Source organism: Pseudomonas sp. UBA6310 (assembly GCF_002438225.1).
Lineage (GTDB): Bacteria > Pseudomonadota > Gammaproteobacteria > Pseudomonadales > Pseudomonadaceae > Pseudomonas_O > Pseudomonas_O kuykendallii.
Genome location: NZ_DJTK01000044.1, coordinates 54,223 through 79,343, shown reverse-complemented (window position 1 = coordinate 79,343; position 25,121 = coordinate 54,223). Strand labels below are relative to the sequence as shown.

At 62.5% G+C, this 25,121-nt stretch carries 20 protein-coding genes; 11 read left to right on the top strand and 9 right to left on the bottom strand.

Annotation, left to right across the window (positions count from 1 at the left end; genetic code table 11):
• The coding region (locus B3E91_RS10670; protein ID WP_287029399.1) for a PAS domain S-box protein at window positions 1–3,449 on the bottom strand (3,449 nt) is incomplete at its 3' end.
• Between the two features lie 40 nt (window positions 3,450–3,489).
• A complete protein-coding gene (locus tag B3E91_RS10665) occupies window positions 3,490–5,178 on the bottom strand; it encodes a putative bifunctional diguanylate cyclase/phosphodiesterase (RefSeq protein ID WP_287029398.1) in 1,689 nt (562 codons plus the stop codon).
• A 1,035-nt stretch (window positions 5,179–6,213) separates the two neighbouring features.
• Here B3E91_RS10665 and B3E91_RS10660 point away from each other — a divergent pair.
• Window positions 6,214–7,347 carry a mechanosensitive ion channel family protein gene (locus B3E91_RS10660; protein WP_287029397.1) on the top strand — a complete coding sequence of 378 codons (1,134 nt, stop codon included), beginning with the start codon at window positions 6,214–6,216 and terminating at the stop codon, window positions 7,345–7,347.
• A gap of 110 nt (window positions 7,348–7,457) precedes the next feature.
• Here the strand turns inward: B3E91_RS10660 and B3E91_RS10655 are convergent, their stop codons facing one another.
• From B3E91_RS10655 to B3E91_RS10635, 5 genes are all read right to left on the bottom strand, one after another.
• Window positions 7,458–8,639, bottom strand: a complete 1,182-nt coding sequence (locus B3E91_RS10655; protein ID WP_287029396.1) for an acetyl-CoA C-acetyltransferase — start codon at window positions 8,637–8,639, stop codon at window positions 7,458–7,460.
• Window positions 8,640–8,739: 100 nt separating this feature from the next.
• Window positions 8,740–10,509, bottom strand: coding sequence for an acyl-CoA dehydrogenase C-terminal domain-containing protein (locus tag B3E91_RS10650; RefSeq protein WP_287029394.1), 1,770 nt, complete (start codon window positions 10,507–10,509; stop codon window positions 8,740–8,742).
• Window positions 10,510–10,629: 120 nt separating this feature from the next.
• A complete protein-coding gene (locus B3E91_RS10645) occupies window positions 10,630–12,291 on the bottom strand; it encodes a cation acetate symporter (protein WP_414708239.1) in 1,662 nt (553 codons plus the stop codon).
• Window positions 12,288–12,614 (bottom strand): DUF485 domain-containing protein, encoded by a 327-nt coding sequence (locus B3E91_RS10640; protein ID WP_287029393.1) that lies wholly within the window; start codon window positions 12,612–12,614, stop codon window positions 12,288–12,290. Before B3E91_RS10640 ends, B3E91_RS10645 begins: the two co-directional genes overlap by 4 nt.
• Before the next feature lie 117 nt (window positions 12,615–12,731).
• Window positions 12,732–14,354, bottom strand: a complete 1,623-nt coding sequence (locus tag B3E91_RS10635) for an acyl-CoA synthetase (RefSeq protein ID WP_090230706.1) — start codon at window positions 14,352–14,354, stop codon at window positions 12,732–12,734.
• Between the two features lie 223 nt (window positions 14,355–14,577).
• Between B3E91_RS10635 and B3E91_RS10630 the strand changes: the two genes are divergently transcribed.
• Together B3E91_RS10630 and B3E91_RS10625 are read left to right on the top strand one after the other, a co-directional pair.
• On the top strand, window positions 14,578–16,830 hold the full coding sequence (locus tag B3E91_RS10630) for a PAS domain-containing sensor histidine kinase (RefSeq protein ID WP_287029392.1): 2,253 nt from the start codon (window positions 14,578–14,580) through the stop codon (window positions 16,828–16,830).
• Between the two features lie 39 nt (window positions 16,831–16,869).
• Window positions 16,870–17,511, top strand: coding sequence for a response regulator transcription factor (locus B3E91_RS10625; protein ID WP_287029391.1), 642 nt, complete (start codon window positions 16,870–16,872; stop codon window positions 17,509–17,511).
• 246 nt (window positions 17,512–17,757) lie between these two features.
• On the opposite strand, the gene B3E91_RS10620 is transcribed toward B3E91_RS10625, so the two are convergent.
• Both B3E91_RS10620 and B3E91_RS10615 read right to left on the bottom strand, forming a co-directional pair.
• The gene (locus tag B3E91_RS10620) at window positions 17,758–18,042 is read right to left on the bottom strand and encodes a hypothetical protein (protein WP_287029390.1); all 285 of its coding nucleotides are present in this window, start codon (window positions 18,040–18,042) and stop codon (window positions 17,758–17,760) included.
• Window positions 18,043–18,816: 774 nt separating this feature from the next.
• Window positions 18,817–19,197 carry a helix-turn-helix domain-containing protein gene (locus tag B3E91_RS10615; protein ID WP_287029389.1) on the bottom strand — a complete coding sequence of 127 codons (381 nt, stop codon included), beginning with the start codon at window positions 19,195–19,197 and terminating at the stop codon, window positions 18,817–18,819.
• A 138-nt stretch (window positions 19,198–19,335) separates the two neighbouring features.
• Here B3E91_RS10615 and B3E91_RS10610 point away from each other — a divergent pair, with 138 nt between their 5' ends.
• From B3E91_RS10610 to B3E91_RS10575, 8 genes are all read left to right on the top strand, one after another.
• Entirely contained in the window at window positions 19,336–20,478 is a 1,143-nt protein-coding gene (locus B3E91_RS10610) for a phage/plasmid replication domain-containing protein (protein ID WP_287029388.1), read from the top strand.
• Window positions 20,479–20,644: 166 nt separating this feature from the next.
• On the top strand, window positions 20,645–20,815 hold the full coding sequence (locus tag B3E91_RS10605) for a hypothetical protein (protein WP_287029386.1): 171 nt from the start codon (window positions 20,645–20,647) through the stop codon (window positions 20,813–20,815).
• Window positions 20,803–21,045 (top strand): hypothetical protein, encoded by a 243-nt coding sequence (locus B3E91_RS10600; RefSeq protein WP_287029385.1) that lies wholly within the window; start codon window positions 20,803–20,805, stop codon window positions 21,043–21,045. The genes B3E91_RS10605 and B3E91_RS10600 overlap by 13 nt, the downstream gene beginning before the upstream one ends.
• 33 nt (window positions 21,046–21,078) lie before the next feature.
• Window positions 21,079–21,375 (top strand): single-stranded DNA-binding protein, encoded by a 297-nt coding sequence (locus B3E91_RS10595; protein ID WP_287029383.1) that lies wholly within the window; start codon window positions 21,079–21,081, stop codon window positions 21,373–21,375.
• A gap of 235 nt (window positions 21,376–21,610) precedes the next feature.
• A complete protein-coding gene (locus B3E91_RS10590) occupies window positions 21,611–21,739 on the top strand; it encodes a hypothetical protein (RefSeq protein ID WP_287029382.1) in 129 nt (42 codons plus the stop codon).
• A gap of 144 nt (window positions 21,740–21,883) precedes the next feature.
• On the top strand, window positions 21,884–23,191 hold the full coding sequence (locus tag B3E91_RS10585; RefSeq protein ID WP_287029381.1) for a hypothetical protein: 1,308 nt from the start codon (window positions 21,884–21,886) through the stop codon (window positions 23,189–23,191).
• A gap of 7 nt (window positions 23,192–23,198) precedes the next feature.
• Window positions 23,199–23,465, top strand: a complete 267-nt coding sequence (locus tag B3E91_RS10580) for a DUF2523 family protein (RefSeq protein WP_287029380.1) — start codon at window positions 23,199–23,201, stop codon at window positions 23,463–23,465.
• Window positions 23,466–23,468: 3 nt separating this feature from the next.
• The gene (locus tag B3E91_RS10575) at window positions 23,469–24,746 is read left to right on the top strand and encodes a zonular occludens toxin domain-containing protein (protein WP_287029379.1); all 1,278 of its coding nucleotides are present in this window, start codon (window positions 23,469–23,471) and stop codon (window positions 24,744–24,746) included.
• The last annotated feature ends 375 nt before the right edge of the window (window positions 24,747–25,121 follow it).

The window sequence follows — 25,121 nt, the reverse complement described above, 5'->3', positions numbered from 1 at the left end:
TTGTCGTCGGCGACCAGCAGGCGCAGCGGGCGATCGGTCAACGCACAATCGGCGCGCAGCGTATTGGGCTTCTGCACCTCCAGAGCCACATCGAACCAGAAGGTACTGCCCACGCCAAGTTCGCTGCGCACCAGCAACTCGCCGCCCATCAGGCTCACCAGGCGCTTGCAGATCACCAGCCCCAGCCCGGTGCCGCCGAAACGGCGCGTGGTGGAGGCCTCCGCCTGGCTGAATCCCTCGAAGATTCGCTGCTGCTGCTCGTCGCTGATGCCGATCCCGCTGTCGGACACCGAGATCCGCACCAGCACCAGCGTGTCGTGACGCTGAAGAAGCTGCATGGCGACGACGACATGCCCCTGCAGGGTGAATTTCAGCGCGTTACCGGCGAGGTTGATGAGGATCTGCTGCAGCCTGAAGCCATCGCCGATCAGCACGCCGGGCAGCTGCGGATCGACGTCGTACAGCACCTCGACGTCCTTCTCGCCGAGGTTGCCGGCCAGCACGATGGCGAGGTCCTGAAGAAAGGCTTCCAGCTCGAACGGCGCTTGCTCGAGCGTCATCCTGCCGGCCTCGATCTTGGAGTAGTCGAGAATGTCGTTGAGCAGGCCGAGCAGCGAGCGGGCAGCGCTTTCCGCCTTCACCACGTAATCGAGCTGGCGCGGCCGCAGTTCGGTGCGCTGGACCAGCTGCAGCATCCCCAGCACCGCGTTCATCGGTGTGCGGATCTCATGGCTCATGTTCGCCAGGAACGAGGACTTGGCGGCGTTCGCCGAGTCCGCCAGGTCCTTGGCATAGAGCAGGCTCGACTCCAGCTCGCGCTGCGCGGTGATGTCGCGACTGATGCCGGTCATGTGGATCGGGCTGCCGTCCGCGGCGCGCTCGACCCGGGCAGCGGCCTGGACGTAACGGATCTGCCCATCGGGCAGTACCGCGCGGAACACGGCGCTGAACGCCTCGTCACGCTCTACCAGCGCCCTGAGACCGGCTTCCGCCGTATCCCGGTCGTCCGGGTGCACGCGCGCGCGCCAGTGCGAGTAGGTGAGCCCATCGCGCAGTTCGATGGGCAATCCGTAGATCTGCAGCATCCGCTCGTTCCACTGCAGCCGGTCGGTCCGCAGATCCCAGGCGAAGATGCCCAGTTCGGCCGCCTCGGCGGCGAGCAGCAACTGGTCGCGAGCAGCCATCAGTTCGTTCTGCTGCATCCGCAGTTGGGTGATGTCGCTGATGATGCAGACGAACAGCCGGCGTTCGGCCATCTGCACCGAGCCGATCGACAATTGCAGCGGGAACTCCGAACCGTCCTTGCGCAACCCGGACATGTCCCGGTTCCTGATCGCACCGGGCAGTTCCTGGCGTTCCAGCTGCTCCAGGAAGACCTGGGCCGCGGCCCGTTGCGACTCCGGCACCAGGCGCCGGACGCTGCGTCCGAGCATTTCCTCTTCGCTGTAGCCGAACACGCGCTCGCCGGCGGGGTTGAACGACACCACCGTGCCCATGGCATCGATACTGATGATCGGGTTCACCGCGGTATTGAGGATCGCCCGGGTCATCTCCAGGCTGACCTCGCGGTCGCGCTCCGCGGCCTTGCGCTGGGTGACGTCGAGGGCGATGCCCAGGTATCCGCTGGGTTTTCCGCCGGGCGAACGCATCGCGGTAACCACCAGCGTCACCGGAAAATGCGAGCCGTCCTTGCGCACGTAGGTCCATTCGCGCATTTCCGCGCCACCGGCATCGGGCATCCGGGTGAAGGTCTGCATGCCCTCGACCTTGCCACCCAGCCTGGCGCTCAGCTCGGCGGCACGCTTTTGCAGTTCCTCCGGCACATGGAAGGGGAGCGGCGTGCTCTTGCCGACGACCTCGTCGGCGGAGTAGCCGAGCAGCCGCTCGGCGCCACGGTTGAAGATGCGGATGATACCGTCCAGGTCGGTGGCGATGATCGAGACTTCGGTGGCGGCGTTCAGTACGCTCTCCAGCAGCACATTGAGCTGCTCCAGCTCAGCGGTGCGCCGGGCCACCTGGTCCTCGAGGCCGAGATTGAGTTCGAGGATGCGCGCGGCGAAGGCCTTCTGCTCGGAAATGTCGCGCACGGTCTTGGAGGCGCCCACCACGGTTCCGTCGGTGTTGCGAATCGGCGAGACGGTGATCGATACATCGAAGAGGCTGCCGTCGCTACGCGAACGCCGGGTATCGAAGTGGGGAATGTGTTCGCCCTGGCGAACTCGGGCCAGGATATTGGCTTCCTCCTGCTCCAGCTCGGGCGGGACCACCAGGTCCGCCAGCCGCTTGCCCAGCGCCTCCTTCGCGCTATAGCCGAACAACTGCTCGGCGCCCTTGTTCCAGCTGGTCACGACGCCATCGAGGCTCTTGCCGATGATGCCGTCGGCGGAGCTTTCGACGATCGCCGCCATTTGCGCCTGAGTATCGGCGATCCGCTGCTGTTGCCGGCGGCTGACGCTGAATGCACCGGTCAGCGCCGAGAGGATCAGGCTTGCCAGCGAACCCAGCAGCAGGATCAGCGATACCGAGGGCAGGTTGAGATTCGCCACGAACCGCGGATGCGCGCTGAGTTCGAACTGCCAGCGCCGGCCGAACACGTCATGCTCGAAGCGCTGGGTGAAGAGCTCGGGCTCCGCGCTGGGGTGGCTGGCACTGGAGTAGAAGGACACGCGGTCGCTGCCAGTCGTGACGTCCCGCAGGCTCAGGTGCAACGCCTCGCTCTCAATGGCCAGCCCTTTCAACACGTCCTCGATCAGCAGCGGGGCGAAGCTCCAGCCGAAGGCCTGCGCCTCGCGCTCGGCCTGGCTGTCCGGGGTGACGCCGCTGCGGTAGATCGGCAGCAGCATCAGCACTGACTGCAGCGGCTTTTCGGTTTCCTGGGCGAGGGTGATGGGCGCGGTCAGGCGTACCTCGCCGGAGCGCATGGCGTCGAGCGCCGCCTCACGGCGATTGCTTTCGGAGGCGATATCTAGGCCGACGACATTGGCCTGGCGTTCGCTTGGTTCGATGTACTGGATGACGAAGCGCTCGCCGGCGTGGGGCGCGAACGAGTGGATCGAGAAGTCCGCCGGGCCGTCGGCCCGGGCTCGCGCCAGAAAGGCGGGCTCGTCGAGCTCGCTGACCCGGCGGACGAAGCCGAAGCCCCGTGCGCCGGGAAATTCATAGGGGAGATCGCGGGTGAGGCTGTAGTTGCGAAACAGCGTCCGGGTCATGCCGTTCTCGCCGGCGGTGAGCACCGCCCCGCGCACGCCCCGCAAGCCGTACTGATACAGGCGGATACGCTCCAGCACCGCGGAGCTCCATTCATCGCCCTCGACGGCGACCGCGCGGTTCGCCTGCCGGTCGTTGCGCTTCGCGGTCCACCAGGCGGCCGCCGCGGTCACCAGCAAACACACGATGAGGGTCACGGCCGCGCTGCGGTAGAACAGGAAGAACTTGCTCTTGTCGATCACGTCACCCTTCCTGGATAAGCTCAATGGACGCCACCCGCCGCTACAGCTCGCCGATATCCGGCCCGTTCTCCAGCATTTCGCTCATCTGCGCGAAGGGGGCAGGGCGCGAGTAGAGATAGCCCTGCATCACCAGGCAGCCCTTGTCGCGCAATGCCGCCGCCTGCTCGGGCAGCTCGACGCCTTCGGCGACCAGCTCCAGGTTCAGCACCTGTCCCAGCTTGATGATGGCGTCGATGATTGCCGAGTCGAGGTTTTCGGTGAGCATGTCCTGAACGAAGCTGCGGTCGATCTTCAGCACGTCGATGGGAAAGCGCTTGAGATAGGCGAGGCTGGAATAGCCGATCCCGAAGTCGTCGATGGAGACGCGAATGCCCAGTTCCTTGAGTGCGGCCAGGGTCTTCCGGGACTTGTCGACATCGCGGGCGAGCACGCCCTCGGTGATCTCGAGTTCGAGCATTCGCGCCTCGGCACCGGTGATTTCCAGCACGTTCTTCACCGTTTCGAGGAAGTCGTCTTCCTTGAACTGGACCGCCGAGATGTTCACGCTGACGCAGATCTCATGGCCTCGTTCGCGCCAGATGCGCGCGTCCTTGCAGGCTTGCAGAAGCACGTATCGGCCGATCGGGATGATCAGTCCGGTTTCCTCGGCGAGGGGGATGAAGTCCGACGGCGGCACGCCTTTCCCGTCGGCGTCGCGCCAGCGGATCAGGGCTTCCACACCGACGATGCAGCGTTGCTGCACGTTCACTTTCGCCTGGTAGAACACCTCGAAGACGCCTTGCTCGAGCGCGCTGCGCATGTGCTGATCGAGCCGGTAACGCGCGCGAATGCTGTCCTCTATGCGTGACGAGAAGAACCCGTAGCGGTTACGCCCGTCGCGCTTGGCCTGGTACATGGCGGCCTCGGCGTGGCGATAGAGGGAGTCCATGTCATCGCTGTCGTCGGGAAACAGGCTGATGCCGATGCTGGCGGTGAGGGTGTAGCGACCGCTTGGAGTCACGAAGGGCACGGTCATCTCGTTGAGCAGCCGCGCGGCGAAGCTGCCGACGGTTTCCAGGCTGCGGATGTCCGGCATCAGGATGATGAACTCGTCGCCGCCGTTACGGCTGATGGTATCCATCACCCGGCCCGCCTTGACCAGCCGACGACCAACCTCCAGCAGCACCGCATCGCCCACTGCATGGCTCACCGAATCGTTGATCGATTTGAAGTTGTCCAGGTCGAGCAACAGCATGCCCACGCGGCCCTTGGTGCCGATGGCCTGGCGCAGGGCCTGATTGGCACGGTCCTGAAGCAGCAGGCGGTTGGGAAGGTTGGTCAGCGCGTCGTGGTTGGCCAGGCGCTTGGCTTCGTTGCGCAGCGTCAGGTGCGCCCTGATACGGGCCCTGGCGACCAGTACGTTGAGCGGCTTGTGGAGGAAATCGACCCCGCCGCAGCGCAGCGCGCGCAGCTCGTTCTCGACCTGGGCATGGGAGGTGACGAAGATGACCGAGGCATCGCAGATTTCCGGGTCGGACTTCAGCGCCGCGCAGACCTCGTAGCCATCCATATCCGGCATCTCGATATCCAGCAGCACCAGATCCGGACGGCACTGGCGCGCCGTGTTGAGCGCGCCCGGGCCGTCGGTTGCAAAGTAGACCTGGCCTAATCCACGAACCGTTTCGCTGAGCACCCGAACGCCGCTGGCCGCATCGTCGACGATGAGTATTACCGGTTCCTGGCTGAACATTGTTTCTCCTGTGGCCACCTGCGGCGGCACATCTATTCAACAGGCTAGCCCAGCGCTAAAGGTCGTCACGGGAGATTTTCAAACCGCCGATGACCTGCGGTCCTAGCGACGCTCGTGGCGGCATGAACGACGGAATGATTTACCGGTGTGGTCTATATGTGATCGGGCCGTGGATCAGAGGTTCTGGCGTCATCTGGCTTTGCCCGTCAATTAATGACCAGCCCCTTGATGCAGCGCAGCGTTCTTTTTTCTTTCGCGGCAAACACGCCTTGCTCTTTGAACTTTTTCGAACGTTCTCAACTACTCCAAGGGCCCGAGTTTCAGGGCCCTGAATGCCCTGAAACGGGTAGGCGGCGCCTGGAACAGGCGTCGCGCTTATAGTGCAGGACAGTGAGCAATTGAAACTCGTGTATACGACATTAAACAGGAACGATATCCATCCGATGCGCCAAGTAAGATAAGCCGTGTTAGGGATATCCAAACTTCGTTATCACTTCGAACGTTCAAGGGAAGAATGCCGGCGCGCCCAATGCCCTTTCGTGGCTGGCCAAGTTCCAGCGTAGATTCTCGCAGCCTCCTGCATGAGGTTCCCGGCGCGCGACGGGGGCAACGACCTCTCGGGAATTCAGCGGAACTTCGACTCCAATAGGGGACTCCCTTCATGACGGGCCCGAGGCCCGAGACGTTTCAAACAACGGAGACCTACATGCCCGGCGACGACACCTATCGCACGCAGAGCGCCACCGTCCAGTACGCATACCCCGAGTTCCCTCATCGGCCGCATGGCGCTGTCGGCACGAGCGAATCTCCCCTTACCGCCGCACCGAAGCGCTCCCCAAGCAGGCCGATGACCGTCTGATACCGCCGAACGCGGCGCACCCTGATACGCCCGGCGAGGGCCATGGCGCTACTGGCGCCGGACCGACGCCGCTGCACATCACCTTTGAATGACGCAACTGTCCGCCCAGGCGGACTTTTCCATTTGCCCAGGCGCGCCGCCCGATCGCTGGCCAGGGCTGAAGAACGGGAGGAAAGATGTTCGATTTGAGCATGTGGCTGAACACGGCGCTGTGGATCAGCGTCGGCATCGTGACGGCGGGAACGCTGATCTGCTATCTGGTCTTGCGTACGCTCTTCGGGGTCATCGAGAAGCGCCTGCGGGGCCTGGCGGAAACCCAGGGAAAACCCATCTACCGCTTTGGCTGGCAAATCGCCGCCCGAACCAGCCGATTCCTGCTTTTCGCGTTCTCCTTTCTCCTTGCACTCAAACTCATAGAGCTGCCGAGCAACTGGCAGTCGGCGCTCTCGCATAGCTGGTTCGTGGTGCTGGCGCTGCAAACCGCACTGTGGGTGGACGTCGGCGTGCGGCTCTGGTCGCGCGATCTGGTCAGCGACCGCGTAGGCCGGCACAACCCGGTGACCATGACCATCCTCTCGATCATGATCCTGGTGGTGGTCTGGTCGGTCATGTTGCTGTCGATCCTGGCCAACCTCGGCGTCGATATCACCGCGCTGGTCGCCAGCCTCGGGGTCGGCGGCATCGCCATCGCCCTGGCCGTACAGACGATGCTGGGCGACCTTTTCGCATCGCTCTCCATCGGCATCGACAAACCCTTCGAGATCGGCGATTTCGTCGTCTTCGGCGACGTCGCCGGCTCCATCGAGCATATCGGCCTGAAGACCACGCGCATCCGCAGCCTGAGCGGCGAGCAGGTCGTCTGCGCCAACGCCGATCTGCTCCGGCAGACGCTTCACAACTACAAGCGCATGGACACCCGTCGCATCGTATTTAGTTTCGGTATCAGCTACGCCACGCCGGCGGAAAAAGTCCGGGAAGTGAGTGCGCTGGTGAAACGCATCATCGACGGACTGGAAAAAGCACGTTTCGACCGGGCGCATTTCCTCGCGTTCGAGGAGAGCAAGCTGACCTTCGAGGTCGTCTACATCGTGCAGTCTTCCGACTACAACCAGTACATGGACATCCAGCAGGAGATAAACCTGGCGCTGCTGCAGGGCCTCCGGGACATGCAGGTGGAGTTCGCCTTCCCGGTGCGGCGCGTCGAGTTCGTCGGTGGCTGCCTGCCGGAAGTTGGGGTGGGCGCCGCCGAGCCAGGCGCCAAGCAGAAGGCGGCTTCGCCCGAAGCGCTGGGCGTTTCGTCGTCCCACTGAGGCGAACGGGCAGGGCGGTTTCACCGGAAACGGCGCCCTGCTGACACCTGGCCTGGCCCTCGCGGGGACATTTGCAGCGACGTCGGGCGGCCCGTCGATGCAGCCTTTCATCAATCGCGCTGCACGGCGAGGGCGATGCCCTGGCCGCCGCCGATACAGAGCGTGGCCAGCCCCTTGCGAACGTCCCGGCGCCGCATTTCGTGCAGTAGGGTGACGAGAATGCGGCAGCCGGAAGCGCCGATGGGATGGCCCAGCGCAATGGCGCCGCCGTTGACATTCACCTTGGCGCTGTCCCAGTGCAGCTCGCGGCCGACGGCGAGGGCCTGGGCGGCGAAGGCTTCGTTGGCTTCTATGAGGTCAACGTCCTCCAACTGCCAGTCGGCCTTCTCCAGCACCTTGCAGATCGCGAACACCGGGCCGATGCCCATGATCGCCGGATCGACACCCGCGCCGGCGGCCGCGACGATGCGCGCCATCACCGGCAGGTTCAGGGCCGCGGCCTTTTCCGCGCTCATCAACAGCACGGCGGCGGCGCCGTCGTTCAGGGCCGAGGCATTGCCCGCCGTGACCGTGCCATCGGCCTTGAACACCGCCGACAATTTGCCCAGTCCGGCCAGCGTCGTGCCGGTGCGCACCTGCTCGTCACGGGCGAACAGCATCGGCTCACCTTTGGACTGCGGCACCCGTACCGGAACGATTTCCGCCTCGAAGCGGCCGCCTTCGATGGCGGCGCTGGCGCGCTGCTGCGAGGTCGCGGCGAAGGCGTCCTGCTCATCGCGGCCGATGCCGTACTGCTCGGCCAGGTTCTCGGCGGTAATCCCCATGTGATAGTCGTTGAAGGCATCCCACAGCCCGTCCTGGATCATCGTGTCGATGACCGCCTTGTGGCCCATGCGCAATCCGGTCCGGACCTGGGGGATGACGTAGGGTGCCAGGCTCATGTTCTCCTGGCCGCCGGCGATGATCACCTCGGCATCGCCGCAGGCAATGGCCTGGTAGCCAAGTTGCACCGCTTTCAGGCCAGAGCCGCAGACCTTGTTCAGGGTCATCGCCGGCACGGTATGCGGCAGGCCGGCCCTGAGCGCGGTCTGCCGCGCGGTATTCTGCCCGGCACCGGCGCTGAGTACGTGGCCGAGGATCACCTCGTCGACCAGTGCACCGTCCAGGGCGGTTTGCGAAAGCAGATGGCGGACCACCGTGGCGCCGAGTTCAACGGCAGAAACCGTGCTCAGACTCCCCTGGAACGCGCCAATGGCCGTGCGGGTGGCGGCAACGATCACAACATCACGCATGGAAACCCCCGTGTTGCGATCCGCCCGAAGGGACGGAGTCGCGAAAGAAAAGCGGCCCCGAAGGCGGTCCGCGTGTTGCCCGATCATCAGGGACCGGCGTTCAGAACTGCTCCGCCGCCAGGCCCAACAACGGATCGCTGCCGGCGCGGATGCTCGCCTCCAGGCCGAGGATGCGCGGCAGCAGGCGGCTGAAGTAGAAGTCCGCGGTAGCCTGCTTGGCGTCGTAGAACGCCTCGTCCTCGGCGTGCTTGCTCGCTGCCACCCGAGCCATGCGCGACCAGAGCCAGGCGTAGGCGACATAGCCAAACAGATGCAGGAACTCCACGGAGGCGGCGCCGACTTCGTTGGGGTTCTCGCTGGCCCGCTGCAGCAGCCAGTCGGTGGTGCTCTCCAGACGCTGCACGGCGTCGAGCAGCGCTTCACGATGAGGCACGTCCGCCGCGGCGAACGCACGGATCTCGCCGGTGAACTGGCGCAGGGCGGCGCCACCGTTGGCCACCACCTTGCGTCCGAGCAGGTCCAGAGCCTGGATGCCGTTGGTGCCTTCGTAGATCTGTGCGATGCGAACGTCGCGCACCAGCTGCTCCTGGCCCCATTCGCGGATGTAGCCGTGGCCGCCGAACACCTGCTGGCCGTGCACCGTGCTCTCCAGACCGGCGTCGGTGAAGAACGCCTTGGCTATCGGGGTGAGGAGGGCGACCAGATTCTCGGCGGCCTGCTTCTCGGCGGGGTCTTCGCTGAACTTGCTCAAGTCGAGCTGCTGGCCGACGTAGCTGGCGAAAGCGCGCCCACCCTCGGTCATGGCTTTCATGGTCAGCAGCATGCGGCGCACGTCCGGGTGCACGATGATCGGGTCGGCGGCCTTGTCCCTGGCCTGCGGGCCGCCCGGGGCACGGCTCTGGATGCGCTCGCGGGCGTAGGCCACGGCGTTCTGGTAGGACGCCTCGGCACAGCCAATGCCTTGGATGCCGATGGACAGGCGCTCGTAGTTCATCATGGTGAACATCGCCGCGAGGCCCTTGTTCTCCTCGCCGATCAGGTAGCCCTCGGCGCCATCGAAATTCATCACGCAGGTGGCCGACGCCTTGATGCCCATCTTGTGCTCGATGGAACCGCAGCTGACCGCGTTGCGCTCGCCCAGCGAACCGTCGGCGCCGACCTTGATCTTGGGCACCAGGAACAGCGAAATCCCCTTTGGCCCGGCCGGCGCGTCCGGCAGCTTGGCCAGCACCAGGTGGATGATGTTCTCGGTCAGGTCCTGCTCGCCGCCGGTGATGAATATCTTGCTTCCGCTGATCGCGTAGCTGCCGTCGGCCCTTGGTTCGGCGCGGGTGCGGATGATGCCCAGATCGGTGCCGGCGTGAGCCTCCGTGAGGCACATGGACCCCGCCCAGCGGCCTTCGTACATCGGGGGGAGGTAGGTGCGTTTCAGCGTTTCGCTGGCGTGGGCGTCGATCGCCAGGCAGGCGCCGGAGCTCAGCGCGGAATACAGGGCGAAACTGGAGCCAGCGGAATAGAGCATTTCCTCGAACTGCACCGCGAGCATCTTGGGCATGCCCATTCCGCCGTACTGCGGGTTGCCGGACAGGCCTACCCAGCCGCCTTCGATGTAAGTGGCGTACGCCTGCCTGAATCCCCGCGGCGTGCTGACCGCGCCGTTTGCCCACTGCGCTCCTTCCTCGTCGCCGCTGCGGTTGAGCGGGGCGATCAGCCCACCCGTGACCTTGGCCGCTTCCTCCAGGATCGCATCGGCGGTTGCGGCGTCTACGGTTTCCGCCAGCGCCGGAAGGCGAGCCCAGAGGCCCGGCGCATCGAACACTTCATGGAGGACGAAGCGCAGGTCGCGCAGGGGAGCGTTGTATTCGGGCATCGATCACCTCGTTCGGGGCGCCGTGCAGGGCCGGCGCGTAAGAATAAAAAGAGGCCACCGCGAGCAGCGGCCTTTAGGGTCGACGGCAGACCGCGCCACCGTCGACTGGAGACCTTGAGTTCAGTGACTGGACGCGGCAGCGGCGCCCAGCCCGGTTTGAGCCCTGACGAACTGGTCGTCGAAGGCCGCCCGCTCGCGTTGTGCGCGTGCGCTTCGATCCAGGCGCGAGACCACCAAGATGACCAGGAAGGCCAACGGCATGGAGAACAGAGCCGGGTGGTCGTAGGGATAAATGGCTTGCGCGTGGCCCAGCACCGAAACCCAGACAGCGGGCGACAGGATCACCAGTACCAGCGCCGTGGCGAGGCCTGCGAAACCACCGGCCAGGGCGCCGCGGGTGGTCAGGTTCCGCCAGTACATGGCCATGATCAGCACGGGGAAGTTGGTCGAGGCGGCGATGCCGAACGTCAGCCCCACCAGGAAGGCGACGTTCTGTTTCTCGAAAAGGATGCCCAGGCCAATGGCGACGAGGCCCAGCCCGACGGTGGCGATGCGGGTGACGCGCATCTCCTCCTTCTGGCTGGCGGTGCCTTTCTTCAGCACCGTGGCGTAGAGGTCATGGGAGATGGCCGAAGCGCCGGCCAGCGCCAGGCCGGAAACCACGGCCAGGATCGTGGCGAACGCGACGGCCGACAGGAAGCCGAGGAACAGGTTGCCGCCTACCGCCTTGGCCAGGTGCATCGCCACCATGTTGCCGCCGCCGATCAGCGCGCCTTTGACGTTGCCATCGACGAAGAACTGCGGGTCGGTACCGACGATGACGATGGCGCTGTAGCCCAGCACCATGACCACCAGGAAGAAGAAGCCAACGAAGCCGGTGGCATAGAACACCGATTTGCGGGCTTCCCGCGCGTTGGGCACGGTGAAGAAGCGCATCAGGATGTGCGGCAGACCGGCGATGCCGAAAACCAGGCCAAGCGACAGCGATGCCGCATTGATCGGGTCCGCCAGCATCGAGCCCGGCCCCATGATGCTCCAGCCGATGGCATGGCTCGCGACGGCGCGGCTCGCCAGGGTCTCCAGACTGAAGCCGAATTCGGCCAGGGCGAGCAGGGCGAGGGTGGTGCCGCCCGCGAGCAGCAGGACGGCCTTGATGATCTGTACCCAGGTGGTGGCGATCATGCCGCCGAAGATCACGTAGACCAGCATCAGGACACCTACCACCATCACGGCCGTGGTGTAGTCGAGGCCGAACAGCAGCTTGATCAACTGGCCCGCGCCGACCATCTGGACGACCAGATAGCAGCACACCACGGTCAGCGAACCGAACGCGGCGAATGTGCGGATCTGCGTCTGATCCAGGCGGTAGGACACGATGTCGGCGAAGGTATAGCGCCCGAGGTTGCGCAGGCGCTCCGCCATCAGGAAGGTGATGATCGGCCAGCCGACGAAGAACGCCACCGTATAGACGAAACCGTCGTAACCCTTGGCGAAGACCAAGCTGGACAACCCCAGCAGCGTGGCGGCCGACATGTAGTCGCCGGCGATCGCCAGACCATTCTGAAAACCGCTGATGCCGCCGCCGGCGGTGTAGAAGTCGGAGGTGGATTTGGTCTGCCGGGCGGCCCACCAGGTGATCGCCAGCGTACCCATCACGAAGACGAAGAACATGGCGATGGCGTGCAGGTTGACGGGCTGCTTCTCCGCCACGAAAGGGGCGGCCAGAACCCCAAGCGGGGCCAAGGCCAGGCAGGCGGTGCCGAGCGTGCGCAGGCGCATCATTTCAGCTCCGCCAGCAGATCGGCGCCAAGGGCGTCGAAGCGCGTGTTGGCGCGGTACACGTACCAGCCGGTGCAAAGCCAGGAAAGGACGATGACCGCTGCTGCCACCGGGATGCCCACCGTCAGTTGACGGCCTTCGCCCAGAGGCGTGTGCAACAGCGCGGGCTGGAAAGCCACGACCAGCATGAACAGGTAGTAGGTGCCCAGTACGGCGGCGCTTAGCGACCACGCCAGGCGCGAGCGGCCGCGCACCAGGCGCTGGAACTTCGGGTTGGCTCGGATGCGGTCGCAGCGCTGCGCGTGGGACAACTCAGCATGGGTCATCGGTGTGGCTCCTTGTTTTTGTTGTTGCCGAGGCCCGGCCCCCGTTTTCGGGGTGCAGGGCACCTTGGCGACGGGCCGAGGGCCGTCGCCTTGTGTCGCCTGGAGGATGTGTTTCGGCTACAGCGCCTTGGCCATGTCGCGCAGGAGGTACTTCTGGATCTTCCCGGTCGACGTCTTCGGCAGGTTGATGAACACCACCGTGCGCGGCACCTTGAAGCTGGCAAGGTGATCCCGGCAGAACCCGATGATGTCGCTGTCGCGAACGGCCTGGTGGTCCGCCTTGAGGGTGATGAACGCACACGGCGTCTCTCCCCATTTCTCGTCCGGACGCGCCACCACGGCGGCTTCCAGAACGGCGGGGTGACGGTAGAGGACCCCTTCGAGCTCGATGGTGGAGATGTTTTCGCCCCCGGAGATGATGATGTCCTTGAGGCGATCCTTGATCTCCACGTAGCCATCCGGGTGGCATACCGCAAGGTCGCCGGTGTGGAACCAGCCCCCCTCGAAGGCTTCCGCCGTGGCGCTGGGGTTCTTCAGGTAGCCCTTCATCACGGTGTTGCCGCGCATGAAGACCTCGCCGATGGTCTGCCCATCGCGCGGGGTGGGTTCGAGGGTTTTCGGGTCGCCGACCATGACGCCTTCGAGCGTAGGGTAGCGCACGCCCTGGCGGGCCTTGATCTCCGCGCGCTGGTCCAGCGGCAGCGCGTCCCACTCGGCGTGCCAGGCGCACAGGGTCACCGGGCCGTAGACCTCGGTCAGCCCGTAGACGTGGGTGACGCGGATGCCCATCTCTTCGACGGCACCTATCACTTTCGCCGGCGGCGCGGCGCCGGCGACCATCGCCTCGACGGGGTGATCGATGGCGGCCTTGGCTTCGGCCGGCATGTTGACCAGGGCATTCAGCACGATGGGCGCACCGCACATGTGCGTGACCTGCTCGTCGCGGATCAGGGTAAGGATCTTCTGCGGGTCGACCCGGCGCAGGAACACGTGTACCCCGGCGAGGGCCGTGACGGTCCAGGGGTAGCACCAGCCATTGCAATGGAACATCGGCAACGTCCACAGGTAGACCGGATGATTGCCCATCGCCCAGGTCATCTGGTTGCCCAAGGCATTCAGGTACGCGCCGCGATGGTGGTAGACCACACCCTTGGGATTGCCGGTGGTGCCGGAGGTGTAGTTGAGGCTGATCGCCTGCCATTCGTCGTCCGGCCACTGCCAGGCGAACTCGGGATCGCCCTCGGCAAGAAAGGCTTCGTAGTCCAGGTTGCTCACCGGCTGACCTTCGCCGTACTCGGGATCATCGACATCGATCACCAGCGGCGGGTGATCGAGCATGCCGATGGCCGAATGGATCACATCGAAGAACTCACGGTCGGCGATGACCACCTTGGCTTCCCCATGCTGCAGCATGAAGGCGATGGCTTCGGCATCCAGGCGCACGTTGAGGGGATTGAGCACCGCACCGATCATGGGCACTCCGAAGTGCACCTCGAGCATCTGCGGGATATTGGGCAGCATCACCGCCACGGTATCGTCCTTGCCGATGCCGCGCCCGGCCAGCGCGGAGGCCAGACGCCGGCAGCGTGCATAGGTTTCCGCCCATGTACGACGGATCGATCCATGGATGACGGCCGGGTAGGTCGGATAGACGCTGGCGGTGCGCTCGATGAAGCTGAGCGGCGAGAGGGCGATATGGTTCACGGCTGCAGGGGCAAGACCCTGTTCGAAGATCGACATGCTGGGCATCCGGTGGCTGATTGTTAGCTCTAGGTGTCTGCTCGCCTGCTTTTGTTCGGGCGGCAGATCATGCGGTGATTTTATATACAACCCGCATTGGATATGGAAATACTACCTGCGTCGTATAGTATTTTAACTATATGTAATGGATTATCCATTTGGTCGCTCGGCGGAAGTTGGTCGTATGGAGATATGCTGTCGCCGTTTTCTTATGGGAATTTCGATGAGCCAGAATCCGGTCCGCCTGCACACATGGCTGCGCCTGCAGCGCGAAGGCGTTCCGCTCTCCGCCCGCGCCGACGCCGTGTGTAGGGCCCTGCGCGGCTGTCCCGAAGTGCGACAAGCCTATTACCTGAGCTGGCTGGAGAGCGTCGGCATCTATGGCCATGAAGGCAGCGGCCAGCATCTGCCACCAGGGCAGGGCGATCCCTTGCTGGCCAGCGATCAGGCGCTTCTTGCCAGCCTGGAAGACCATGGCCGCCTGAACCTGGAGCAGGTGCGCGGGCTGGATTGCTGGTTTTCCGGGAGGCTGCGCAGGGCCGCGATCAGCCACGGACAGGTCTTCGATCTTGCTCTGGAGCCCGGTCGACCCGGACTGCTCCTGGTGGAGGTGCGGGAAGGCGTCAGCCTGGATTGGCTCGGCTGGGTGCACGAGTTGCTCTCGACGCTGCTGGCGATCTCCGGCGACCTGATGCGCGCCTCGCCCTTGCTCGGTTACGACCCCCAGCCGACCCTGCTGCTGGACGCTGCCGGCGATCCCCTGGAGTTGAATGCCGCGCTGCTGGCGCTGCTGGCAGATCAGCCTCCCGGCTCGGTCGTGCGCTTCCTGCCGGTCAATCACGCTTCGCTGGTGCGCGCGTGCCTCGAACAGGGCCGCGCCATCGAGCATGTGGAAGCCGAGTACGATGGGCGCATTCTGATTTGGACCTTCATTCCCGATCCGCAGGCGTCGCGTGTCCTGGCCCGCTGCCGGGAGGCCACCGAACAGGTGCTCGCCGAACGCGAGGCGACGAAGGCACGTCGGCTGTACCGGCTGATCACGGAGAACACCACCGACCTGATCTCCCGGCACACCCCGGATGGCCGTTTTCTGGATGCTTCGCCCGCGTCATGGACGTTGCTGGGCTACTGGCCCGAAACCCTCCGCGGCCAGCTCGCCCAAGGCCTGTTCCACGCGCAGGATCTTGCAGCGCTGATTCAGCGGGCGAAGGATGCGCTGGAGACCGATGGCTACCACACGATGACGTATCGCATACGCCATAGCGATGGCCATTACCTTTGGTTCGAGACAGCTAGCCGCGCTATCCGCGAGACGTATACGGGCGCTGTGGTCGAGGTGGTCAGCGTATCGCGGGATATCACCGCACGCGTCCAGGCCGAGGAGAACAAGCGGCGGCTGGCAGAGGTCGTGGAGGCCAACACGGATCCCGTGCTGTTCATCGACGCAGACGAGCGGATCACCTACCTCAACCCCGCCGCCCGCAAGCTGTTGAAGCTGGAGGAGGGGCAGCCCATGCCGGCGCTCTCGGTGCTGTTTGCCGCCGATGACCTGAACCGCTTGCAGACGGGCCGCGAGAGAGCGGGGCGGGCGGGTGTGTGGAGCGCCGACTCGCGGTTGCTTCCGCCGCTGGGAGGGGCGTCAGTACCCGTCTCTCTCGTATTGCTGGCGCATCGGGCCGCGGGCGGAGAGCGCTATTACTCGCTAGTGGCTCGCGACATGACCGAGCGCGAACTGCGTGAGGCACAGCAGCGTCGCCACCAGGACGAGCTGGCACACACGGCGCGGCTGGTCACCCTGGGCGAACTCGCCTCCGGCATCTCCCACGAGATAAACCAGCCCTTGGCCGCCGTGGTCAACTACGCCAGCGCCAGCCAGCGCTACCTGCAATCGATCGAGGAGAATCCGCAGGCAGTCGTGCGCGTTTCGCAGGGACTGGAGCGCATCACCGAGCACGCCAATCATGCCTCCGAGGTCATCAAGCGACTGCGTGGCTTCCTGCGCAAGGGGCAGCGGCGCATGCAGGCCTTGGATCTTTGCGAAGTGACACGCGAGGCCGTTCGCCTGTGCGCCTGGGAGGCGAACGCCTGGCAGGTGGTGATCGAGGAGCGGTTGCCGGACAATCTGCCGCCGGTGTATGCCGACCGCGTATTGCTCGAGCAGGTGCTGATCAACCTTCTGCGCAATGCCATCGACGCCAACCGCGAGGCCCAGCCAGGAGAGGCGTCACGCATTGTCCTGTCGGCTCGACTGGCGACCGGTTCCGGACTGGAAGTGGACGTTCTTGACGAAGGGCCTGGGCTCGACGATGCGGAACTGGAGCGGGTGTTCACCCCGTTCTACACCAGCAAACCGGACGGACTCGGGCTCGGGCTGTCGATGAGTCGCAGCATTATCGAGGGCTTTGGCGGCGCCCTGGAGGGGCAACGCGCGCAGAATGGGGGCTTGCTGATGCGCTGCAGGCTGCCGTTACCCTGAGGCGCATGCGATGCCGATAACAACAAGAGGAGCGATTCAATGACGACTGCCGCCCCGCAAGTGGTGTATGTGGTGGACGACGATCAGGGCATGCTCGACTCGACGGTCTGGCTGTTCGAGTCCGTCGGGCTGCGTGCCATTCCGTTCACCAGTGGCCGCGATTTCCTCGCCGCCTGCGACGCAACGCTCAACGCCTGCGTACTGCTGGATGTGCGCATGCCCGGCACGGGTGGCTTGAACGTCCAGGAAGAAATGCGAGCGCGGGGGCTGGAGTTGCCCATCATCTTCGTCAGCGGCCACGCCGACGTGCCCATCGTGGTGCGCGCATTCAAGGCCGGCGCACGGGATTTCATCGAAAAACCGTACAACGAGCAGCTTCTGCTCGACAGTGTGCAAGTGGCGCTGAGCCGCTCGGAGCGGCAAACCTCGGGCAGCAGCGATCAGGACGACGTCCAGGAGCGCCTGGCCAGGCTGACGCCGCGGGAGCGCGATGTGGTGCTGCCTCTGGTCAAGGGCTACACCAACCGCGAAATCGCCGAGCAGTTGAACATCAGCGTGAAGACCGTCGATCTTTATCGTTCCCGCGTGATGAAACGCATGCAGGCGGAGCGTCTTGCTGATCTGGTTGGAATGGCGATCGTCGCAGGCCTGGTGGATCCGCTGCGGTTGAGACAAGGCTGATGCAGTCATCACGTCTGGCGACTCGGCGAGTCGCTGAAGTGCTATTGGATGGTGAACAGCGCCGGCAGCCTATAACGGGAAACCCTGTTTCAAATGCATCAAGGTGGCGGAGGTATTGGACCGTCATCGACAGAGGTTTGAACCTGGCACCTGAGGCTAGAAGCCATGATCCATTTGCCCCAGTAGCAGAACCCATAATTTCCCATAATGCCGCCCTTATGTTGAGCGTCGTCCGGATGATCGCAGCTAGTCCGGGCGGCGGTTAACATAGGGGCCGTTATGGGCGACGCTCTTCGAATTACTCTCGAACTCCCCGCGGCTCTCGTCCGAGACGCCCAGCTGTATGCCGGCACCGAGCACGCCGCCGATGCTGTTTCGCGGATTCTTTCCCAGCACGCCGATCTCGTCGCGCAGAACCGGCAGCTTCGTCGCCGGCTTGATCAGCTCGACGCCGAGGAAGCCGCTTTTGATGATCGCCTCCAGGCTCTCCAGAGCGCCAGCCGTGCGATTCTCGATCTGTGACCCCGACATGCCGCTTGCGGCATATCAGTCGCCGGCACGGCCTCCTGTGAGCCCGCAGAGGCCATTGCGACGACACCCGCGCAGCGGCCGGTTCCTCGTCAACGAAAAAGCCCCCAGCGCGCCCTACGGCACCCTGGGGGCTTTTCGCGTTCTTCGCCCTGGACGGCGGCGACCATCTCAACCCGCGCCCCGATTCACCCGCTTTTGGTGGCTCCATCCGTCTCTGCGCGACTGCGCTTGCAGTCTCCCTTCGCCGTCAGCGGCTCGGCTGGTCAGGTCACGTTAGTTACGTGTGTATCAGCAGCCCGATGGTTAGGCCCACTAGGGCGCCCGCAATGGCTCCTGTCCAAAATCCTGGTATCCAGTGAATGAACACCACTGGCCGTGCGCGGCGCGCCTTCTTCGGCGCTGTGTTCCAGCTTCCTTTTCGCTGACTTTCGCGCTCGGCCTTTTTCTCGGCCTTGTACCAGTCCCTGTCTTGCATCCCCATGCTTTTTTTCCTGTAAAGCTGCTTTACATGTTTTCGGCGGCGCAGGGGTGGGGGTGCTGTAACACCCCCAATTTACCCCGGACTTCCATGTGTCACGACTGCCTTGCAGTTGAATGCTGGTCCGTAGTGGAACCCTTCGGCGTTGGGCTCGTAGATTGCTGATTCGATCGCCTTCCCGAACGCCTCTATCACGAGGTCAATAGAGGCCCGGCACTCCTGCTCCGTCTCGTATTTGAAAATCTCTCTCTGTGAATAGGGCTGCGTCGACAGGATCATCACTAAAGCCCATGCGCTCACTTTATGGCTTCCTGCTCATACCCAAATAACACTCCCTTCAGCGCTATTCGTGCCTGATTTCGTATCTCGGCTGGTAGCGCCTCGAATCTCCTAAGTATGGGTTTCATGTCGTCAGATACTGATAGCTCATCTTCGGTCATTAGTAGCTCGTCGACAGTAACCCCCAGCACCCTCGCTATGGCAAACGCCTTATCGGCGGCAGGCATTCCGTGCCCGGCTTCATAGCCGGTATAGCTCGACTTACTCACCCCGGCCGCCTCCCACACGTGCTGCTGCGTTAAGCCGCGTGCCGCCCGAAATTTCTTCAGGTTTGCTGCAAGGGTCATAGATATCTCACTGATGTCGTTCATAGCATCAGCAGCGTAATGACTGGTCATATTTCCAGTTCCGAAATATCGGAACAAATCTCCTTGCATTGTGCGTGTCTGCCTGCCCATAATCCTGCCACATCTGTACCGATATTCAGATATTGACAGGGTTTCATGATGCCGGTTTCCACGGAGCAACGTTCAAGGATGTTTTACGACTACCTCACGGTTGAGCAGGTGTTCGATTTCGTGCTCCCGCAGGTAGGCGACACCGGCATTTGCTACTACGACCGACGCACCGGCCAGACCCTGCGCGACACGGCTCCGAGCTGGAAGCATGAGGGCTCGTTCTCGACATCGATCCGCATCCGCGTCGATGGAAACAAGCTGCGAGTGGAGGGCAATCCAAGTGCTGTTAATCGTCTGGACAACCTTCATGGATTCTCGACAGTTGCCGACTGCATCGCCGTCTACAACGCCATTCTCCGCGAATACGGGGATGAATCTGGCACTCGACTGCCCGGCTTCACTCGCTGCACTGAGTTTGGCTATCGCCAGACCGAGGACGGTAGCAAGGCCGCAAAGGTGGGCAATGGCGCCCGCATCCGTCGCATCGATCTGACGACGAATCGGACGGTAGGGAAGGGCAACGAAAAGCCCTATATCCGCGCACTGAGCACTCAGCGCCTCGGCTACAAAAACGGCCATTTATTCGAAGACGGCTGGACCTGCGATTGGCTCGCCCGTGACCACTACAGCAAGGCATACGGCAAGGCCAACGCGATCCGGAAGTTCCTGTTCCCCAAGTGCAAGCGCAATTTCGGCGAAGACTCCGAGGAGTTCCGTTACCTGCGCGGCGTCGCCGATCACTGCGAGCTTCACGGCGTCGTTCGGATGGAACAGGAACTCAAATCTGAGTACCTCCAGCGCGAGGGATTGGAGTGGTGGGGCCTCTTTGATGAGGCCGATTTTCAAGCGATTCACAGCAAGTTTTTGGGCATAGATGACAAGTTAGAGGTGATGGCGATGGACTATCAGACGATTGCGGAAACCCTTCTGGCGCGCGGCATTGTGGGCAGCAAACAGGCAGCCAATGCCACGGCCAATGAGGCGATGAAGTGGATGCACTCCAGCACCTATTGCCCTGACTTCAAGAAGTCACAGATGCAAGCATATCGCGCTCGCCTGAACCGGATCGGCCTGAACATCGCCCAGCCTTACGACATCACTCGCCACTCGGTCGTGACGATCAAGCGGCAGGAGGAAATCGTTGTCAGCGACGTGCTCGAACTGCCTTCGTTCTACCGGCACCCGGTCGCTCCGCGTCACCTGTCGTTGGTGGCGGCATGAGGCGCTATCTGTTGTGCGTGATCGCTAGCGACGGCCGTTGGATGCCTGCCTTTCATTGCAGCGGCGCCTTCGCTGACCAGAGCTTTCAGATGTGGGGTGATCGTACCGACGACGGAATCCTCTGGTACACGCCTGTTCGCTGGGTACGCCTGCGGGGTGGCCTGCAATGAAGCGCCGACTCTACTTCCGCACCGTTCTGTTCTTCGTCCAGTGCTGGGCGTTTCCGTTCGTTCTCGGTTTCGTCGTCGCGGCCCTGCTGGTCCTCTGGGGCTTACAGGACTTCGCTGACGCGATCCAAAAGGCCATTACCGATGCGGTGCACCAATGCGCCAAGTAAGCCACCAGGGCATGTCCCTTAGCGCCTCCGAGCGCCGTTCGCTAGCGATGCGTCAGCAGGTGAGGGCGGCCACAGCTAGCACGCTGCTGCAAGACATCGATCGCCAGTTCCATGCCACGGACTGGGAAAGCGTCCGCTACTGGGACACGGTCGCGAATTTCAAACGTTACGGATTTGCAGAAACCAACCGCCGGGGCACGCCTTTCGTGGGCGATGCGTTCGGCTTCTAGTCGCCCGGTCGGGCATTCAGTGAGAGAGAGAAAATGGACCTGATTATCGAAATCGAAAAACCGGAAGTCGCAGTCAAATCGGGCACTTCCGCGCGCACCGGCAAGCCCTACAGCATCCGCGAACAAAAGGGCTACGTGCAGATTCCGGGGCAGAAGTACCCGCAACCGATCCGCTTCGCCCTGGACGATGATGCGCAGCCTTATCAGGCCGGACGCTACAACATCGATCCGAGCTCGTTCTACGTTGGGCGCTTTGAGGACCTGAACTTGCGCCTCCGGCTGTGTCCTGTGGTCGCTGCAACTCAGCCCCAGCGCCAGGTGAACGGCTGATGGCTAGCGGCGTTATCCAGTGCACGGGGAACGTGACCGTTGCCGGTGATGGCGCCCCTCTGTGTTCCGGCACTTGGACGTTAGTTCCAGTGCCTGAGCCCTTCGACGTGTCGCAACTCGACCCGGCGATGGTTCTTTCGGCCTTTATGGCCGGATTCGTAATTGTGGCTACTTGCTGGTTCGCTGGCTGGTGTGGTCGCGCACTCTTAAACGCAATTAAGTAAGGAAGTTCCAAATGGACGCAATTATCAGTGCTGTATCGGTCACCGACGTTGTTGCCGGTGTTCTCGCGATCTGCGGCGTTATCGCCCTGGTCAAAGTCGCCGCGATGGGTGGTCGCAAGCTGCTCGGCATGATCCGTTAATTCGGAAAGCATCGGGCGTTGCAACTAGGGGCGCTTCGGCGTCCCTTTTACTTTCAGGGAGACGATATGGAGCAACTTTATTACTTGTGCATATTCGTTATTGGCGCCATGTCGGCTTTCGCTGCATTCAATGGAACTAAGTAGATGAGATTATTCTATGTAGCAGCTCTCCTGCTGGTTTCTATGTCCGTCAATGCCGCTAATTATTCGTGGAATGCCGTGGGTTATTCCAATGGATTTTCTGATCCTGAGGCGGCGTGCAAATTTGTTAAGGAACGTGACTCTATAAATATTGGGGCAAATGGACCTGTATTGACTTCGCTTACTCGCAAGTCCGATGTAGAGTTCGATTGCTTCTCCTATACCGAGTCAGGCTACATTGAGAGGCATGTGGTGGTGGGGCGTAGCGGGGACACTTGCGCTGATCCAGCTGCCGTATATAACGGCCAAACAGGCAAGTGCGAAGTACAGGAGCCTCCAGAGGACCCGTGCAAGTCACGCGAGGGCGCGACACAACACTTTTCCAAAAGCGGCACTATGCCTGACGCATATATGAATGTCGGGACGGGTGGGCGCGCAAGTCTCGCCACTCGGAATGGTTGTTTTGATGGATGCGCGGCTGAGGTTATCGATAACCGATGCAAATATGGCGTTGCAGGTAGTTACCTGTGTCGCGGAACCATGCTCTTCTCCGGCACGTCCTGTGTTAACGCTACTGAGCCTTCTCTCGGCGAGGCTGCTGGCGGCGTTGAAACGCCTGAACTTGAGACACAGACCGAACAGACGCCTTGCAACTACATAACCAAGCCTGACGGGTCTCAGAGCTGCGTTTCTGTCGATTCTCAGGCGAATGACGGACGCAGTTGCGGGACGTTTAACGGTGTCCAGATTTGCACCGACAAGAATCCCGATAAAAACGAAACAAAGGTCGACACTACAGTTACTCCTCCGGTGACTAATCCCGATGGAACCAAGTCGACCACTAAAACCGACGTTGCAACTGTCACGAAGTGCACGGGTGTAGGCGTTTGCACGACAACTACAACCACAACGAAGACAACCACGAAAACCGATGGGACTGGAAAAACCACAAGTACAACTACGGTGTGTACGGGTGCGAAGTGTAGTAGCGGGTCGGGCACTGGCGGTGGTGGCGGCGGCGGTGGGGAAGGGGAGTCTTTTGAAGGTCCGGAACTTGATGACGATGTTCCCGGCTTCGGTGACGCACTCGGAGACTTTATGGACGCTGTTTCCGGCTCACCGATAGTTTCCGCTGCAAGCGGTATTAGCATGCCAGGCGGCGGTAGTTGCTCTTTCGCGTCGGCGTCAACAAAGATTGGTGAGATTAACGCAAATGCTGTTTGCCAGAATGCCAGCTGGCTCGACCCGTTGTATCCGGTGATGTTGGCTATGTGGGCGCTTGCCGCCGTTCGTATTTTCCTGAGCGCGTGAGGTTCTTATGCTTTCCGATTTCGCCACGTGGTTGAAGGATGTTTTGTTATGGATTCCTCGGAAGTTGTGGGCGGAGCTTCTTGAAGCGCTTGCAGCGTTTATTCAGGCGCTTCCCGTTCCTGAGTTCTTTCAAACCGCTAAGTCTGCGTTCGGCTCAATCCCGCCGAGCGTTCTGTTCTTTGCTGCAAAGTTTGCAGTGCCCGAAGGTCTAACTATGTTGCTTGCTGCGTACGCACTTCGGTTTGTTCTTCGCCGCATTCCGGTGATTGGGTGATATATGGCTATCGATGCTTATGTGGGACTTCCGGGGCATGGAAAAAGTTACGGCGTCACTGAGCACGTAATTATTCCGTCGATCAAGGAGGGTCGGCACGTTGTGACGAATGTTCCGATGGAACGCGAGGATCTGCTCGCTGATTTCGGCGTGCCCGGCTCCGAGCTGACGCAGCTTCCTGAGGACTGGTTCGAGCGCCCTGATCTCGCGGATCTTGTCCCGAAGGGCTGCGTCCTGGTGCTCGACGAACTGTGGCGCCGTTGGCCGTCCGGGCTGAAGTCGAATGATGCGTTGCTCGCTGACAAGTCGCTCCTTGCTGAGCATCGTCACCGCGTCGACGACAAGGGCCGTTCTATGCGCGTCGTTCTGGTTTCTCAGGATCTCGCGCAACTCGCCAGCTGGGTTCGGCTGCTCGTCGAGCAGACGTATCGGATGACCAAGCTGACGGCGATCGGCTCGACGAAGAAATTTCGTGTCGATATCTACCAGGGCGCGCCGACCGGCCAGAACCCGCCGAAAAGTCGGCTGATCAGGCAGACGTTTGGCAGCTACAAAAAGGAAATTTATCGGTACTACTCGTCCGCGACGCAGTCCGCGACGGGCAGTGTTGGCGATGAAAGCAAGGCCGATGGTCGCGGGAACTTGCTTAAATCGCCGATGCTGATCGCCGGTTTCGTGCTGCCCGTTCTGCTGATCCCGGTGTTGATCTGGTACGTTTACGGCTACTTTTTTGGCCGGCATGACGCGATTACGGCGACCCCTGAGCCTGTCGCTGTAGTTACTGCAGTTGATGCCTCGAAAGTCAATCCGCCTCCACCTGGAATGGAAACTCTCGCGGCACCTGGGCAGTTTGCCCAGCCCGCTGCCGTGGCGGCCGTGAATCCTCCGCCACCGGCTGAATCTGCGCTCTGGCGGGTTGGTGGCTACATACGTCGCGGAACGTCCTCGGGCAGCTCCGTACAGGCGTGGCGGTCTGAGACCGGCTATGGTGGCGAGCCTGAGCAGCGCGAGGAACGCAAATTTATGCCTGACATGATCGTGCTGCATTCTGAGATCGCCGGTATCCGCTACATGCTCGCGAGCGAGTGTGAGCCGTTTCCGGATGGCATCAACTGGCATTGCCCGGTCGATGGTGCTATTGCCACGCCCTGGTCGGGCCGTGGCGGCACCTCAACATGGGCCACCGATGGCACGCTCGCACAGCGCACCGTGAACGCCGCAGCCGACGGCAGAGCGAGCGGAGCGACCGTTGCCGTCGGCAAGGCGCCTACGGCGCTCTGATCGATGTTCCTTGTGCAACCGACAATTGGTCCCGTCGCAGCCGTCCAGTGCTCGGCAGGATCACCTCTACCGGTCGTTGCCCATAATGATCTGAAAAGGAACCTATCCCATGACCGTTATTCATCAGTGTGACCGTTGTGACCATCAAGGTCGTGTCGTCGAGCTGGCGACCGGCTACCTGTGTGAGCCGTGCTACAGCGCGCAGCGCGATCATGAACGCGAGTCCGAAAGCTGCCCCACCTGCGGGCGCGAGGGCGTGACCGATACGGGCCTTTGCTATCCCTGTTCGCATTCGCCCGACGGTTCTTGTGAGCCTGTCATGTTGTCTTAGGCGTTTCCCATAATGTATATTATGTTAAATTATGAATTATGAGA